This is a genomic window from Bacillus cereus group sp. BfR-BA-01523 (assembly GCF_022662615.1).
Classification (GTDB): Bacteria; Bacillota; Bacilli; order Bacillales; family Bacillaceae_G; genus Bacillus_A; species Bacillus_A mycoides.
Genome location: NZ_JAKUDX010000005.1, coordinates 387,824 through 403,701, shown reverse-complemented (window position 1 = coordinate 403,701; position 15,878 = coordinate 387,824). Strand labels below are relative to the sequence as shown.

Sequence of the window (15,878 nt, the reverse complement as noted above, 5' to 3'; positions counted from 1 at the left end):
CATTCGCTCGACTTGCATGTATTAGGCACGCCGCCAGCGTTCATCCTGAGCCAGGATCAAACTCTCCAATAAAGTTAGTTTGTCTAGCATCTAAAAATAAAAATTGACGTTCACGTTGTTTGTTTCGTTCAGTTTTCAAAGAACTACTTAGTCGCTCATTTGCGACTTCCTTATGTTAACATCTTCATTTTTCGATGTCAACTAAGTTTTTCAATTTCTTTTTTGTCGTTTTCTGCGTTTCCGCATCAGCGACGGTTATTAATATATCATGTAGAAAAATGAAATGCAACACCTTTTGAAAACTTTTTTGAAACCAACTACATTTCTTTTTTAATATCATATACTTAAACGAAACATCTCTTTCATTTCTAAGTAATTCCTACATATATTCTATAGAAAGTCCCTCTGTCACAAAACGTTTCTTTCTATATAAAGTGAAACTTTAATCAGTGTGGGGGGGTGTTCATCCCCCACTGATTATTAGCCTTCACCAATCGGGCATTTACGGGCAGTCGTCTCCCACCTAACTTTCTCGCATTCGGCGAATTTTGAGGCGGGGCTTACTGCCCGCAAATAGCGGGATAAACGTTTTATTCATATACTATATCATACAAGGAGGAATATACATGGACTACACCGACTTATTAATAAAACTAGGTCTCTCGGCTATTTTAGGATTCGCTATCGGTTTAGAGCGCGAATTAAAACGTAAACCACTCGGCTTAAAAACTTGTTTAGTTATTTCTATTATTAGTTGCCTCCTAACCATTGTTTCTATTAAAGCAGCTTACAACTTACCACATACCGATCATATGAATATGGATCCACTTCGACTTGCCGCTCAAATTGTATCCGGAATTGGTTTTTTAGGTGCCGGTGTAATTTTACGCAGAGGAAACGATAGTATTGCGGGATTAACGACCGCCGCTATGATTTGGGGTGCTTCTGGCATCGGCATTGCCGTTGGAGCTGGTTTCTATATCGAGGCTATTTTCGGAATGTGTTTCCTTATGATTAGTGTAGAACTTATACCATTAGCGATGAAATACGTCGGTCCTAGATCATTTCGCCAACGTGATATCGCAGTGAAACTCGTTGTACGAAATATGGACAATATCCCGACCGTAATTGAAGAAATAAAAGAAATGGATATAAAAGTTAAGAACATGAAGCTCAAAACATTGGAAAATGGTTCGCACTATTTACATTTGAAATTGTCTATCGATCAAAAAAGACATACCGCTGATGTTTATTATGCTCTTCAGCATCTTGAAAGTGTTCAACAAACCGAAGTGGAGAGTATGTAACATAAAGAAAAACGTTACTACCCAGCCATACCTTTCATTTAGAAGTTAGATAAGGAGTATTACTCCCGCGAGAATACGTACCTTATTACCTATAGAAAGTTATTTTCATTTTTCAGCATATAGATTACTGCCATGGAGATAAAATGGTCCTCTACCTTTCTTTGTTTTAAAACTTCGCGCATGGCAGGAAAAGACACTGACCGATCCTATACATAACCAGTCCCTCTCGGTCATTTTAAAAAATGCTTTTCTGGCGTTTTTTCATAGAGTGACTGAGTAGTTAAAGAAAAACTCTCTTTTTAATTAGAGAGTTTTTCTTTTTTCTATAATGGTAACAATGAATGTAGTCTTGAAAAGTAAGGAGGAATAGGAACTTGAAATCCCGTCCGAATTTAGTAGATACATTTCGCGATTCCATTATTTTTCGTTTAATTTGTTTTATTATTGTACTTACTGCCTTCTCCGGCTTTCTTATACATATATTAGAGCCATCTCACTTCACCACATGGTTCGACGGGGTTTGGTGGTCAATCGTTACCATTTTCACCGTTGGATACGGCGATTTCGCCCCCCATACAACGATAGGAAAACTTATTGGTATATGTATTATTTTATTAGGGACGGGATTTTGTTCTTATTATATGGTTCTATTCGCTACCGACATGATTAATAAACAATATATAAGAATTAAAGGTGAAGCAGCTGCTACCTCTAATGGTCATATGATTATCGTTGGCTGGAATGAGCGTGCAAAACATGTTGTAAAACAAATGCACATATTACAACCAAACCTTGATATCGTTTTAATTGATGAAACACTTTCTTTACTTCCAAAGCCATTTCATCATTTAGAATTTATAAAAGGTTGTCCGCATCACGATCAAACTTTATTAAAAGCTAACATTACAACAGCTCACACTATATTAATAACAGCGGATAAAGAGAAGAACGAAAGCTTAGCAGATACACAGTCCATTTTAAATATTTTAACTGCAAAAGGACTTAATCCAAACATTCACTGCATCGCTGAACTTCTTACTTCTGAACAAATCCAAAATGCAACGAGAGCTGGCGTATCAGAAATTATAGAAGGAAATAAATTAACGAGCTATGTATTTACCGCTTCTCTTTTATTCCCTTCCATTTCAGGTGTACTATTCTCACTTTACGATGAAATCTCTGATAACAAATTACAACTGATGGAGATTCCCCCGTCCTGCACCGGACAATCCTTTGCAAATTGTAGCTATACTCTTTTAAAGCAAAACATTCTCTTACTAGGTGTAAAGCGCGACGAACAATATATGATCAATCCAGTTCATTCTTTCATTCTCATCGAAAGCGACATACTCATCGTTATTCACCATTAAAAAAATGATTTTCTAGTTCTTGTACCAATACTTTACCAATATTGATATATTTTCTTTTCACATCTCCATCTGGATCTTGTGGCTCCGCAAATTGATCCAATCCACTCGTTCCAGCTGTTAAAGCATTAACATTATCATCTAGTTCGTCTTGATATACGTGCGAAAGAATATACGGTGTTTCAAGACGGACTATTACACCAGGCACATCTAGTTCCCCATCCACCGCTGTAAATGGTACGCGTAAAAATTGATACCCTTCTTCTTCGTCGATTTTATAATCAAAGCATCCTTTATCATAATCCCAATTGCCGCCAATACTATATCCAAGTGGTTTCATAACCTCTTCTAACTTATATAACGCATATGTACATCCTTCTAATTTTGATTGAATCGGAATCAAGCCCATCCCTCCTAGACTTTTCCTTTAGCATACCCATTCTAGTTTGAATATACCGATGTACCTTTCAATAAAATAATAAAAAGCGACCGGAGACCCGATCGCTTTTCATTATTTTAAACGCTCTTCTAATTCTGCTTTTAATTCTTCAAATCCTGGTTTACCAAGTAAAGCAAACATGTTTTTCTTGTATGCTTCTACTCCTGGTTGGTCAAATGGATTTACGCCTAATAGGTAGCCGCTCATCGCACATGCTTTTTCGAAGAAGTATACAAGGTAACCGAATGTGTACTCATTTAATTCAGGGATGTTTACGATTAAGTTTGGTACTCCGCCATCGCTATGTGCAAGTAATGTACCTTCGTATGCTTTTGTGTTTACGAAGTCTATCGTTTCACCAGCAAGGTAGTTTAATCCATCTAAATCGTTGTCGTCTAATTCGATTTTTAGTTCGTGTGTAGATTTACCTACTTTAAGAACTGTTTCGAATAGGTCACGACGACCTTCTTGAATGTATTGACCTAATGAGTGTAAGTCAGTTGAGAAGTTTGCTGAAGATGGGAAAATACCTTTTTGATCTTTTCCTTCACTTTCACCAAATAACTGTTTCCACCACTCAGAGAAGTAGTGAAGTGCTGGCTCATAGTTAACAAGCATTTCAATTGTTTTCCCTTTATTATATAGAGCATTACGAACTACTGCGTATTGGTAAGCTGGGTTTTCTTCAAGTTCTGATTTCGCGAAATCATTATGACCAGCAGCTGCACCTTTCATCATCTCTTCAATGTTTAGGCCACTTACAGCGATTGGCAATAAACCTACTGGTGTTAATACAGAGAAACGACCGCCAACATCATCTGGAATAACGAACGTTTCGTAGCCTTCATTATCAGATAATGTTTTTAAAGCACCGCGCGCTTTATCTGTAGTCGCATAAATACGTTTGCGTGCTTCTTCTTTTCCATACTTTTCTTCTAATAATTTACGGAAAATACGGAATGCGATTGCAGGCTCTGTTGTTGTACCTGATTTGGAAATAACGTTAATAGAAAAGTCTTTACCTTCTAGTACGTCCATTAAATCTTTCATGTAAGTGGAGCTAATGTTTTGTCCAACAAATAGCACTTGTGGAGTTTTACGTTGTTCTTTAGAAAGCGTGTTATAGAAAGAATGGTTTAACATTTCAATTGCTGCGCGTGCTCCTAGGTAAGAACCACCAATACCTACAACAAGTAAAATGTCAGAGTCATTTTTAATTTTTTCTGCGCATTTTTGAATGCGAGCGAATTCTTCTTTGTCATATTGAAGCGGAAGCTCTACCCACCCAAGGAAATCGTTCCCAGCTCCAGTTTTTTCGTGGATTGCATGATGTGTTACTTTTACTGCATCACGTAAATAAGTTAGTTCATTTTCACCGATGAAGGATAACGCTTTAGAATAGTCGAACGTTACATGTGTACTCATCTTTTTCCCTCCAATTATGTATATGTATTTCTGTATTCACTTTAGCGAAACTAAAGTTGTAAATCAAGCGATTCAACAATTGTAAACGTAACCATTATTTATTTTTTAGAAAAAGTTCATTTTTTGCATAAAAATTCGAATTTTTCGGTATAGATGTATATACATCGTTTTTCGTACATTTTTCATGTATAAAAACAACAAAACTATACCATTCTATAAAGGAGTTAAATTTTCTTATTAACTCCTTGCTTGCTCACGCTTCACATTAAGGGGGGGACTTTTCATGAGTACCTTGCAACGTATCGCATTAGTCTTCACTGTAATCGGCGCTGTTAACTGGGGACTGATCGGGTTCTTCCAGTTTGACTTAGTAGCGGCTATTTTCGGGGGACAGAAATCAGCTCTTGCACGTATTATTTACGGCATCGTTGGTATTTCTGGGCTTATCAATCTCGGCTTACTATTTAAACCATCCGAGAATCTTGGTACTCACCCAGAAACACATGAAATTCAATAGTCAGTATGTCTTTTTCGCCTCCGACATACGAATATGATTGCATGCAATCATATTTGCAAATATATATATCATAAGTCACAGTAAAAGAGGAACGCTCATATGCGTTCCTCTTTTACTTTATTACCTCCGACTCTTCAATCCATTCCGCTAGCTTTTCTCGCAGTGTATTAAATCCGTTCTCTGATGGATTCGGTATTAGAATTCGTCCTTGCTTTCTTTTCGCCGCTTTTAACGATAAACTCATTTTTCTGTGTTCTTCATCAATTGAAAGTACTTTTACTTCTACTGTATCTCCGACCTTTAAAAAGTCATGAATGTCTTTTACATACCCATTTGTGATTTCAGATATATGCACAAGTCCTTGTGTTTCTGCATCCAAAGCTACAAATGCACCGTAATCTTGAATTCCAGTTACTTTCCCTGTTACAACCACTCCCGTTGTATATTGTTCTGACATGTGAAACACTCCCATACGTTTACCATTTTCTCTACAATTGTAAATAGCAAAGCAGATGTATTTATTGTTAAATATCCGATTAGTGGTAATTATCCTAAGTAAAACACCGAGGATGCTCCCACCTTATATTAGTAAATTATACCACTTTGATAGAACTCATTCAAAATTCACGAAAAAATTTCCTGTAATACGTATAATTCTCCAATATTAGGATAGAATACTAACACATGGCTTTCTAGTATTCCCCCCCTTTTATGGACAAAACGTATTGTGTTTTGTCCTTTTTTTATTCTCTATGAACCGTTCCATTCTCTTCATTGCTTCCATAAGTTGCTCAAGCGATGTTGCATATGAACAACGAATAAATCCTTCACCACTCCCGCCAAACACATTTCCAGGAACAACAGCCACTTTTTCTTCTAATAATAATTGTTCTGCAAATTCTGCTGAAGATAGTCCGGTTGAAGCTATAGAAGGGAAAACATAAAATGCCCCGCCTGGCACATGACATGTTAAGCCCATTTCATTGAAAGATGTCGTCATAAAGTTACGACGTTTTTTATAGCTATCTCTCATTCGAATTACTTCATCATTTCCTCCGCGTAATGCTTCAAGCGCTGCAAATTGAGACATCGTTGGTGCACACATCATTGAATACTGGTGGATTTTGAGCATTAATTCTGAAAATTGAACAGGGGCTGCAATCATCCCAAGACGCCATCCCGTCATGGCAAACCCTTTTGAAAACCCTGAAATTAAAATCGTATGGTCACGCATATTTTTAATACTCGCGAAACTTGTATATACTTCGTCGTATACGAGCTCTGCATAGATTTCATCAGATAATACGATTAAATTGTACTTCTCAACAATCACTGCTATTTCTTCAAGCTCGGGTTTGTTTAACATTGCACCTGTTGGATTATTTGGTGAACAAAGCAAAATTGCCTTTGTTTTCGCTGTAATAGCTGCTTCAATTTGTTCTGGTTGTACTTTAAACTCGTTTTCTAAAGTCGTTGCCACAGGAACCGGAACTCCTCCAGCTAATATCACAAGCGGTGCATAAGAAACGAAACTTGGTTCAATAATGAGTACTTCATCATCAGGATTTATAATGGCACGCATCGCTACATCTAACGCCTGACTCGCTCCAACTGTAACGATGATTTCATCGTTTGGATCATAAGATACTGCAAATTGTTTTTCTAGATACTTTGCTATTTCTTGACGGAGCTCCAATAATCCTGCATTTGCTGTATATGACGTATACCCTTGTTCTAAAGAACGAATACATGCTTGCCTTACATTCCAAGGTGTAACAAAGTCCGGCTCTCCTACTCCAAGAGAAATAACACCTTTCATATTTGCTGCTAAATCGAAAAACTTTCGAATACCAGATGGTTGTAAAGATTCTGCCGTTCTAGATAGTTCAAATTGCTTCATGGTGTCACCACAATGCGCTTATCATCATCGTTTTTTTCGTAAATAATTCCCTCATGTTTATACTTCTTCAAAATGAAATGCGTTGTTGTAGAAACGACAGATTCAATTGTTGCTAATTTCTCAGAAACAAACATCGCTACTTCTCCCATCGTCTTTCCTTCTAATGTAATAGAAAGATCGTATGTCCCTGACATTAAATACGCAGATTTCACTTCTGAATAACGATAAATTTGTTCAGCTACTGCATCAAAACCGACACCACGCTTCGGTGTAACTTTCACATCAATCATCGCCGTTAAACCAGTATGTTCTTTCACTTTTGTCCAATCGATATGTGTTACATAGTCCACGATAATCTTTTCACTTTCTAATTTCGTAACCATTTTTTTCGCTTCTTCTACTTCTATATTTAACAACTTCGCTAATGTATCTACAGATAAACGACTATTCTTTTCAAGACAAGCTAATAATTCCAATTCTTTCTCTGTCACCATATAAATCATCCTTCCTTTTCTGTTGTGTCTAAATTATACAAATACCCTTTCCAGTTTGAAAAGAAGATTTTTTTAGAGAATTATGTCAAAATAAAGTGAAACTTTAATCCATGGAAAGGTTCACCCCATGGATTATTAGTTGAACCAATCGGGCTTTTACGAGCAGTTGATCTCCCACCTCACTTCTTTGCCTCAACCGTCTTTTTAGGTGGGAGTCTTACTGCTCGTTAATGCGGGGTAAAGTGAACCTTTAATCAGCGGAAAAATGCGTGATAAAGCGAAAGGGGATGGAACCGTGAAACCAAAAGTATATATTGCCGAACCAGTTCCAACATTTGTAGAAAACTATTTATCAGAACACTGTGATTTCGAAAAATGGGATCAAGATGAGAAGGTACCTCGTGATGTTCTATTAGAGAAAATACAAGATAAAGATGGTTTATTAAATTTTGGATCTGCTATTAATGAAGAATTATTAGAAGCGGCTCCTAACTTAAAAGTAGTAAGCAACATTTCTGTCGGTTACGATAATTTTGATTTACAAGCGATGGAAAAGCGAAATGTCATCGGAACGAATACACCATACGTACTAGATGATACAGTAGCCGACCTTGTTTTCGCTCTTATGTTATCTGCCGGTCGCCGTGTTTGTGAACTCGACTCCTACGTGAAAAATGGTGAATGGAACGCTGAAATTGGAAAAGAACACTTCGGACTAGATGTACACCATAGTACAATCGGTATTATCGGAATGGGACGCATTGGTGAAGCTGTCGCAAAACGAGCGAAATTCGGATTTGATATGAATGTTCTTTATTATAACCGTCGCCGTAAAGAAGAAGCAGAGCAAAAATCCGATGCTACATATTGTGATTTACAGACGCTACTAAAACAATCTGACTTTATTGTCCTTCTTACTCCACTAACAGATGAAACATATCATCTTATTGGAGAAAAAGAATTTTCATTAATGAAAGAAACTGCAATCTTCATTAATGCTTCTCGCGGAAAAACAGTAGATGAAGAAGCGTTAATCCATGCATTAACAGAAAAGAAAATCTTTGCAGCGGGCATCGATACTTTTACACAAGAGCCGATTCAAAAAGATAATCCGCTCTTATCATTACAAAATGTTGTGACTTTACCGCACATTGGGTCTGCAACATTAAAAACTAGGCAGCAAATGGCAATGACAGCTGCTGAAAATTTAGTTGCAGGGTTACAAGGAGAAACACCGCCTAATATTGTTCGCAGATAATAATGAATAAACGAAAGGCAAGATGACATCGTCATCTTGCCTTTTTTTGTTAACATATTTTGTTTCTTGCCGGGAGATGATATGAACAAAAATCAATGGAGTGACAAAAAATGAACCATGAATGCAAATGCCCTTACTTCACTTTTTCCACTCGCGGGACTACTATTCATTACGAATTGTATGAACATAATACTAAAAAAGAACGACCTACTTTCGTACTCGTTCACGGCTTCCTCTCTTCCTCATTTAGCTATCGACGACTCATTCCTTTACTAACAAAGGAAGGTACAGTAATTGCCCTTGATTTACCACCATTCGGAAAAAGTGATAAATCTCATCTCTTTAAATATTCTTATCACAATTTAGCAGCTATTATTATCGATTTAATCGAACATTTATCTCTCGCGAATATTGTATTAGTTGGCCATTCTATGGGCGGACAAATTTCACTCTTTGTAAACCGTTTACGCCCTGAATTAATTTCAAAGACGATTTTACTATGTAGCTCTAGTTATTTAGCACGCGCAAACTTACCTTTACTGTACTCCTCTTATTTACCATTCTTCCACTTATACGTGAAGAACTGGATTATTCGAAGGGGCATCGTCCATAACTTAATGAATGTCGTTCATGACCATTCATTAATTGACAATGAAATGATGGAAGGCTACGCTGCTCCTTTTTATGATGATCGTATATTCCCTGCTTTAACTCGAATGATAAGAGACCGTGAAGGTGACTTATCTTCAACTGAATTACAAAAAATCGAAACCCCAGTATTACTCATTTGGGGTGAAAAAGATCGCGTCGTCCCTGTACATGTAGGACACCGTCTCCATAAAGACCTGCCAAATTCAACTTTCATTTCTTACGAAAATACAGGGCACTTACTACCTGAAGAAAAGCCCGATCATGTTTATGAAGAAATTATTACGTTTGCGACGCAATAAAGTGAAGCTTTAATCCGTGGGGTTTTTTACGGGCAGTCTGATTTCTCGCCTAACCTCTTTGCTTCAACCTAATTTTGAGGCGGGAGTCTTACTGCCCGCAAATAGCGGGATAAAGTGAAGCTTTAATCAATCAGCACAAATGAAAATAAACAAAAAGGCTGTCGTAAATTCCGACAGCCTATAACGAACAACTTCCGCCTTCTTTTAGTACGAGTAACTCTACTGCTAATTTTTCGCATTTTTCAAGTGCAGGTACTTCTTCAAAAGACATAAAGTATATATGTTGAATCTTCTTTGCGATGTATTTCGGATCATCAAACACACTTACGACGTTTACAACATCGCTCGCTTCTGTTTCATAAAACTCCGGTCCCATTTGAAACGGATCCCAATTTTTCACAACCTCAATCATTTTGTCATATGCACCCATCTGCTTCCCGCCTTTTCACTTTTTAATGCTTTTCTTTATCGTATCACATCAGCTATTCTATAAGAAGAGTGAGAATTTTCATAACTTAACAGTTTGACAGAAGAAAGGAGCAAACATATGCAACTATTTCATAAAACGGTAAATCGTCGCGGAACGCATAGTACAAAATGGGATACATATAAAAATGAAGAGCTCATCCACGCTTGGATTGCCGATATGGATTTTGAAGTACCAAAACCAATTCAAACTGCATTACAAAAACGCACAGAACATCCTATTTTCGGCTATACACTTCCTCCTGAAAATATTGGGGATATCATTTGTAATTGGACGAAAAGCCAATACAATTGGGAAATACAAAAAGAATGGATTGTATTTAGCGCAGGTATCGTTCCAGCTCTTAGTACGAGCATACAAGCTATAACGAAAGAAGGAGAAGCCGTACTAGTACAACCTCCTATTTATCCACCATTTTTTGAAATGGTCAAAACAAATAATAGACAATTATGTGAGAGTCCCTTATTTAAACAAAATGGCATATATAAGATAGACTTCGAGCATCTAGAAACTCAATTTAAACAAGGTGTAAAACTAATGCTTCTTTGCAGCCCTCACAATCCTATCGGGCGCGTTTGGACGAAAGAGGAGCTAACAAAACTCGGTACGTTATGTACGCAATATAATGTAACCGTTGTCGCGGATGAAATTCACGCCGATATTATTTATAGAGGCCATACTCATACACCGTTTGCTTCTTTATCTGAAGAATTAGCAGCACGCACTATTACTTGTATGGCTCCGAGCAAAACATTTAATATCGCTGGATTACAAGCATCGATCATTATTATTCCGAATGAAAATCTCCGTAATGCCTTTATGTCTATCCAATACAGACAAGGATTCCACGGATTAAATACATTTGCTTATACAGCAATGCAAAGTGCCTATACAGAATGTAATGATTGGCTAAATGAAATTCGATTGTATGTTGAAGATAACGCTCAATTTGCTTGTGAGTATATTCAAAATCACATACCAGCTCTTTCTGTAATTAAACCAGAAGGTAGTTTTTTACTGTGGATTGATTGTTCCCACTTGGATCTTTCTCAAGATGAACGAACAGCATTGCTTGAAGAGAAAGGTAAAATCATCATTGAGCCCGGTGAGAAATACGGAATGGGCGGGGAAGCCCATATCCGAATTAACATTGGCTGTCCTAGATCTGTTTTAGAAGAAATTTTAAACAGACTACACCATACATTCTCATAACAAAAAAGGAGGCTATCCCAAAATGATTTTGGGATAGCCTCCTTTTTTCGGTAAATCGATATAATTCCACTTACTATCATGCGGTTTTACAACAAAAGCTATCATTCACGGTAGCTTCTATTTTTTCTTCAGATCCGACGCTTTTTTCACGATAACACCGCAAGCAATTCGGCCACCAGATTTACCAGTTGGTTGCGTCATACCATCATCAGCGTTTTCTGTAATAATAATAGACGCTCCATCTTTTCTATGAATCGTCGTTTTTCCTTCTTCAAGCGTTATATGCGGAGCATCGATTTCTGCTTTAATCTTTCCAGAACCATCCGCCACTACATTCGGTAAATCACCATTTTCCGCACCTTTCGGATTCAAGAGCCCATGTTTTTTATTATCTGGATTAAAATGATTCCCAGATGATTCGAAACTAGGCGCTTTACATTCTCCAATTTCGTGTACATGTATACCGTGTGGTCCTGGTGTAAAACCTTCCGCTTTAATCGTAATTTTCACTCCACTTGTTTGCTGAGCTACTTTTGCAGTCCCAACTTCATCACCTGAAGCATTATGTAATTTCACATCAATTTCTTTCGGCTTCCCTTGGTCACAACCCGCCATTAGAAATAATAAACAACAACTGAAAAAAAGCCGTCTTTTCATTCAATTCCCTCCAAAATGCTTTCTGCCCTTAGATTGTCCGAGCATAGAGGGAAACATACAAAAATGAATTACCGTTTCTTTTCAGCTAAAAGCTTTTCTTCTACTTTCTGTAATCGCTCTGCTTCTCGTTTTGATACACGAATAAACATACGCCACGTAGCAACCGCACCGATGATAAATAGAACGCAAACAATACCTGGAATAATATACTCCGTTTTATCTTCAGGAAAATATAAAGGCATCATATAGAACCCTCCTTATCAGGGAATTTATAGGAATAATCAACATCAGAATTTTCTGTTATATTATTTTAAATTATAGTTGAAGCCTGGCATATTCTCAAGAGGGCATTCCGAAAGCAAATGATTTCTTTGACTCCTTCGCGCACTTTCCTTACTATAAACTTGAGGTGAAAAATATGAGAGAAACATTTGAAATTGGTGAAATCGTTACTGGTATTTATAAAACTGGAAAATACATCGGCGAAATTACAAATAGCCGTCCTGGCAGTTACGTCGTAAAAGTACTAGCTGTTTTAAAACATCCAGTGCAAGGTGATTTACATAATGTAAAACAAGCTGACGTACCATTCTTCCATGAAAGACGTGCTTTAGCTTTTCGTGAACAGACGAACATTCCAGAGCAAATGGTGAAGAAATATGAAGGGGAAATTCCGGATTATACAGAGTCACTAAAATTAGCATTAGAAACTCAAATGAATTCATTTTCTGAAGATGATTCACCTTTTGCGGGGCGTAGTCTAGAAACACTTCAGCAATTGAAGCAAGATTACAAACTTTAAAAAACAAAACGACCAAATTACGTATTTTGCAATTTGGTCGTTACTGTGTACTCACTTTCTTTAACACTTTCGAAAAATCAACAAGTTCCCCTAATGTCGGAGGTGCTGGTTTGACTAAATACTCTTTATCTTTTTCTACTAACTTAAAAATATTATATGTCGTCATCGCATCATCAAGCGCACAATGATGCTTTCCTGTTCCTGCTTTTCCATACGCCTCAATTGCTTTCCACAGCCCTGTTTGATTTCTCTCTCCAAAAAACTTCTTATACTCAAGCGATAAATCACGACACTGTCCAAAGAATGGAAATTCTACTCCCGCCATTTCACAGTTATGCTTTAAGACTTTCATATCCATATTTCCCCACGTTACAATTGTCGGTTTACCACTCTTCTCATATTCTGCAAGTTTCTCAACAAGTTCATGAAAAGAAATTCCTTTGTCCACTACTTCCTGTTTAATTCCTAAAAATTTTTTACATCGATCCGTTAAAGACGGAAATGTTTTCGGTCTAATATGCGATGAATACGTATCTTCCACCTTACAACCAACAACTGAAACGAGTCCGACCTCAATAATTTCTGGGAAAAAACCTTTTGGCTTTTTTCTATGCTGGGGCATCGTAAACTCAAAGTCTAAAAACAAAAATCGTTGTTCATCCATACGATCCCTTCCTTATCATATTTGTCATTCCTTTCTATTTGACACTCCTACACGAACAAGCTCGAATGCTGATTCGATTTCAAATATTCAGATTGGATGTATCTTATATATATGTCAGATGCCCACAAATATTTTTAAAAATAAGAAAAAATGACCTATGCAGAAAATATGACAAAATAAACCCTTTCATTTACATCCGCCATTTTTCTACTTTATAATGACGTTATGTGTGTTTCATCTAGTTAATTTTTTGACACACTAAGAAAAGTGAATGAAAGGAGATGAGAGTTTTGCACGAAACAACGCAAGAACTCGCAAACTGGCAGTATTATTTCGCTATCGCAGTCTTTTTAATTACATATGCCATTATTATTTCTGAAAAAATTAACCGTGCTGTCATCGCACTTCTTGGTGCAGCGTTCATGGTAATTGCAGGGGTCGTTGACTTACACAATGCCTTTACGAAACATATTGAATGGGGAACAATTACATTACTCATCGGTATGATGATACTCGTAAACATTACAAGTAAGTCAGGTGTCTTCCAATACGTTGCCATTAAAGCCGCAAAAGGAGCACAAGGAAATCCAATTAAAATTTTAATTTCACTTTCCTTACTTACCGCGCTCGGTTCCGCATTTTTAGATAACGTTACAACAGTACTTCTTGTTGTTCCAGTTACTTTATCTATTACGCGCATCTTGCAAGTAAATCCTGTTCCATATTTACTTTCTGAAATTATTTTTTCAAATATCGGAGGAACAGCAACATTAATTGGTGATCCGCCAAATATTATGATTGGTTCTGCAAATAAGCATTTAGATTTCAATGCTTTCTTATTCAACTTAGCACCTATCGTGATCATCATTATTGCTGTTACGGCAACAATTCTTTACTTCATGTACCGTAAGCAATTAATTGCTGATCCTGTACAAATTAAAAAATTAATGAGCTTAGATGAAAAACAATACATTAAAGACCCCGTATTAATGAAGAAATCTTTAACAGTACTTGGCCTTACTATTTTAGGTTTCATGACTCATTCCATTTTCCATATTGATGCAGCTATCATCGCCTTAACTGGCGCTACTGTACTTATGCTAATCGGTGTGAAAGAGCATGAAATTGAAGAGGTATTCGCAAGTGTAGAGTGGGTAACAATCTTCTTCTTCGCGGGACTATTCGTACTCGTTGGAGGACTTATTGATATCGGGCTTATCAAAATGTTAGCTCAAAAGGTAATTGGAATAACAGGCGGAGATATTTCTCAGGCATCTATCCTTATTCTATGGGTATCTGGTATCGCCTCTGCAACAATCGATAACATTCCATTCGTTGCAACAATGATTCCACTTATTAACGATATGGCAGTTGGGCTAGGTTTATCACCTTCTGACGCACAAGTCGACGTACTATGGTGGGCATTAGCATTAGGTGCTTGCTTAGGTGGAAACGGAACATTAATCGGTGCTTCTGCTAACGTAATCGTAGCTGGTATCGCAAGTCGTGAAGGACATAAATTCAGCTACATGGAATTCCTTAAAGTCGGCTTCCCAATTATGATCGTTTCATTAATCATTTCTCATATTTACATTTATTTACGCTACCTTATGTAGTAGAAAAAAGGGCTGTCCTATGTGGCAGCCCTTTTTCTAGAATCTGGTTTATATTTATCCGTATCACATGCGCAAATTGTATGTTCAAAATAACTAATGTTGATAGAGGAAAAGAATTTTCGTGTTATCAACAAGTAGAAAACAACCTGAAAATAGCAGTGTTCTTTGCCAATCCCTATCCTTCCTGACAACGTAGAAGTAACGAAAACGCAAATGGTCTATTGCGTGAATTTTATCCAAAAAAAACAGGTTTGATCCTTGTTTCACAACAACAATTGAATCAAGCACTACTTCTTATTAACCAAAGGACAAGAAATGTTTAGGGTGGAAAACTGTCAAATAAAAAAGAGTCCTTCAATTGGACTCTTTTAGAGTTTAGAACAGTTCTTTATTTCTTTAAAAATCGAATCAAACTTCTAATGGCAAAAAATAACGCTATAACCAGAACTATAGAACCAACAACCCATATAGGATTAATGACTGTATGATTAACTTGTCCATAAATCATTTTCATCACTCCTAGTTCATTTAAGGATTAATAGTGAAAGAACCACCACTGTAATAAATTGTACCCCTTGGGTAAGTATTAGAATACGCAACAGCTGCACTATATCTTTCAGATTCATTGAATTTGCATGATTTTACGTTATTACAAGAAAATATTATAAATATATTAAAACGTTACTTTTTTATATTTTTAACAAAAAACCTTATTTTTGGTTCTTAATGTTAACTCATCGTATGGTGGAGATTTGGCACTTCGGCGGGTGTAATTCCTGATTC

The 15,878-nt window shown here is 36.8% G+C and carries 17 protein-coding genes, 1 rRNA gene and 1 pseudogene; 9 read left to right on the top strand and 10 right to left on the bottom strand.

The window, feature by feature from the left end:
• Positions 1-72, bottom strand: a 16S ribosomal RNA gene (locus tag MR066_RS16750); the annotation flags it as partial.
• 554 nt (positions 73-626) lie between these two features.
• Here MR066_RS16750 and MR066_RS16745 point away from each other — a divergent pair.
• Both MR066_RS16745 and MR066_RS16740 read left to right on the top strand, forming a co-directional pair.
• Positions 627-1,307 (top strand): MgtC/SapB family protein, encoded by a 681-nt coding sequence (locus tag MR066_RS16745; RefSeq protein WP_002067957.1) that lies wholly within the window; start codon positions 627-629, stop codon positions 1,305-1,307.
• 374 nt (positions 1,308-1,681) lie between these two features.
• Positions 1,682-2,677 (top strand): potassium channel family protein, encoded by a 996-nt coding sequence (locus MR066_RS16740; RefSeq protein WP_242247783.1) that lies wholly within the window; start codon positions 1,682-1,684, stop codon positions 2,675-2,677.
• Here MR066_RS16740 and MR066_RS16735 read toward each other — a convergent pair.
• Positions 2,664-3,077: a YugN-like family protein gene (locus MR066_RS16735; RefSeq protein WP_016093472.1), complete on the bottom strand. Its 414-nt coding sequence runs from the start codon at positions 3,075-3,077 to the stop codon at positions 2,664-2,666. The genes MR066_RS16740 and MR066_RS16735 overlap by 14 nt on opposite strands.
• Positions 3,078-3,185: 108 nt before the next feature.
• Positions 3,186-4,538: a glucose-6-phosphate isomerase gene (locus tag MR066_RS16730; protein ID WP_002015845.1), complete on the bottom strand. Its 1,353-nt coding sequence runs from the start codon at positions 4,536-4,538 to the stop codon at positions 3,186-3,188.
• A 283-nt stretch (positions 4,539-4,821) separates the two neighbouring features.
• Between MR066_RS16730 and MR066_RS16725 the strand changes: the two genes are divergently transcribed.
• Positions 4,822-5,055 carry a DUF378 domain-containing protein gene (locus MR066_RS16725; RefSeq protein WP_002089278.1) on the top strand — a complete coding sequence of 78 codons (234 nt, stop codon included), beginning with the start codon at positions 4,822-4,824 and terminating at the stop codon, positions 5,053-5,055.
• A gap of 112 nt (positions 5,056-5,167) precedes the next feature.
• Here MR066_RS16725 and yugI read toward each other — a convergent pair whose 3' ends face one another.
• From yugI to MR066_RS16710, 3 genes are all read right to left on the bottom strand, one after another.
• Entirely contained in the window at positions 5,168-5,512 is a 345-nt protein-coding gene (gene yugI / locus MR066_RS16720; RefSeq protein ID WP_002015848.1) for a S1 domain-containing post-transcriptional regulator GSP13, read from the bottom strand.
• Between the two features lie 252 nt (positions 5,513-5,764).
• Positions 5,765-6,955 carry an aminotransferase gene (locus MR066_RS16715; RefSeq protein ID WP_242247780.1) on the bottom strand — a complete coding sequence of 397 codons (1,191 nt, stop codon included), beginning with the start codon at positions 6,953-6,955 and terminating at the stop codon, positions 5,765-5,767.
• Complete coding sequence (locus MR066_RS16710) at positions 6,952-7,449, bottom strand: Lrp/AsnC family transcriptional regulator (RefSeq protein ID WP_113938635.1); 498 nt, start codon at positions 7,447-7,449, stop codon at positions 6,952-6,954. The genes MR066_RS16715 and MR066_RS16710 overlap by 4 nt, the downstream gene beginning before the upstream one ends.
• Positions 7,450-7,714: 265 nt before the next feature.
• Here MR066_RS16710 and MR066_RS16705 point away from each other — a divergent pair, with 265 nt between their 5' ends.
• Together MR066_RS16705 and MR066_RS16700 are read left to right on the top strand one after the other, a co-directional pair.
• Positions 7,715-8,707 (top strand): 2-hydroxyacid dehydrogenase, encoded by a 993-nt coding sequence (locus tag MR066_RS16705; RefSeq protein WP_242247778.1) that lies wholly within the window; start codon positions 7,715-7,717, stop codon positions 8,705-8,707.
• Between the two features lie 110 nt (positions 8,708-8,817).
• Entirely contained in the window at positions 8,818-9,657 is an 840-nt protein-coding gene (locus MR066_RS16700; protein WP_002089283.1) for an alpha/beta fold hydrolase, read from the top strand.
• 178 nt (positions 9,658-9,835) lie between these two features.
• On the opposite strand, the gene MR066_RS16695 is transcribed toward MR066_RS16700, so the two are convergent.
• Positions 9,836-10,087, bottom strand: a complete 252-nt coding sequence (locus MR066_RS16695) for a YugE family protein (protein ID WP_002015854.1) — start codon at positions 10,085-10,087, stop codon at positions 9,836-9,838.
• A gap of 117 nt (positions 10,088-10,204) precedes the next feature.
• Between MR066_RS16695 and MR066_RS16690 the strand changes: the two genes are divergently transcribed.
• Positions 10,205-11,356, top strand: a complete 1,152-nt coding sequence (locus tag MR066_RS16690) for a MalY/PatB family protein (protein ID WP_063218138.1) — start codon at positions 10,205-10,207, stop codon at positions 11,354-11,356.
• Between the two features lie 117 nt (positions 11,357-11,473).
• On the opposite strand, the gene MR066_RS16685 is transcribed toward MR066_RS16690, so the two are convergent.
• Positions 11,474-12,013 (bottom strand): superoxide dismutase family protein, encoded by a 540-nt coding sequence (locus tag MR066_RS16685; RefSeq protein WP_002089287.1) that lies wholly within the window; start codon positions 12,011-12,013, stop codon positions 11,474-11,476.
• 68 nt (positions 12,014-12,081) lie between these two features.
• Positions 12,082-12,258, bottom strand: a complete 177-nt coding sequence (locus MR066_RS16680; RefSeq protein WP_000982764.1) for a hypothetical protein — start codon at positions 12,256-12,258, stop codon at positions 12,082-12,084.
• A 173-nt stretch (positions 12,259-12,431) separates the two neighbouring features.
• Here MR066_RS16680 and kapB point away from each other — a divergent pair, with 173 nt between their 5' ends.
• Positions 12,432-12,815, top strand: coding sequence for a kinase-associated lipoprotein KapB (kapB, locus tag MR066_RS16675; RefSeq protein WP_001209324.1), 384 nt, complete (start codon positions 12,432-12,434; stop codon positions 12,813-12,815).
• A gap of 40 nt (positions 12,816-12,855) precedes the next feature.
• Here kapB and kapD read toward each other — a convergent pair whose 3' ends face one another.
• A complete protein-coding gene (gene kapD, locus MR066_RS16670; RefSeq protein ID WP_002034559.1) occupies positions 12,856-13,479 on the bottom strand; it encodes a 3'-5' exonuclease KapD in 624 nt (207 codons plus the stop codon).
• 290 nt (positions 13,480-13,769) lie between these two features.
• Here kapD and MR066_RS16665 point away from each other — a divergent pair, with 290 nt between their 5' ends.
• Together MR066_RS16665 and MR066_RS16660 are read left to right on the top strand one after the other, a co-directional pair.
• On the top strand, positions 13,770-15,095 hold the full coding sequence (locus MR066_RS16665; RefSeq protein WP_002139350.1) for an ArsB/NhaD family transporter: 1,326 nt from the start codon (positions 13,770-13,772) through the stop codon (positions 15,093-15,095).
• A gap of 86 nt (positions 15,096-15,181) precedes the next feature.
• Positions 15,182-15,438 (top strand): annotated as a pseudogene (locus MR066_RS16660) (IS30 family transposase); the annotation flags it as partial.
• Positions 15,439-15,878: the final 440 nt, after the last annotated feature.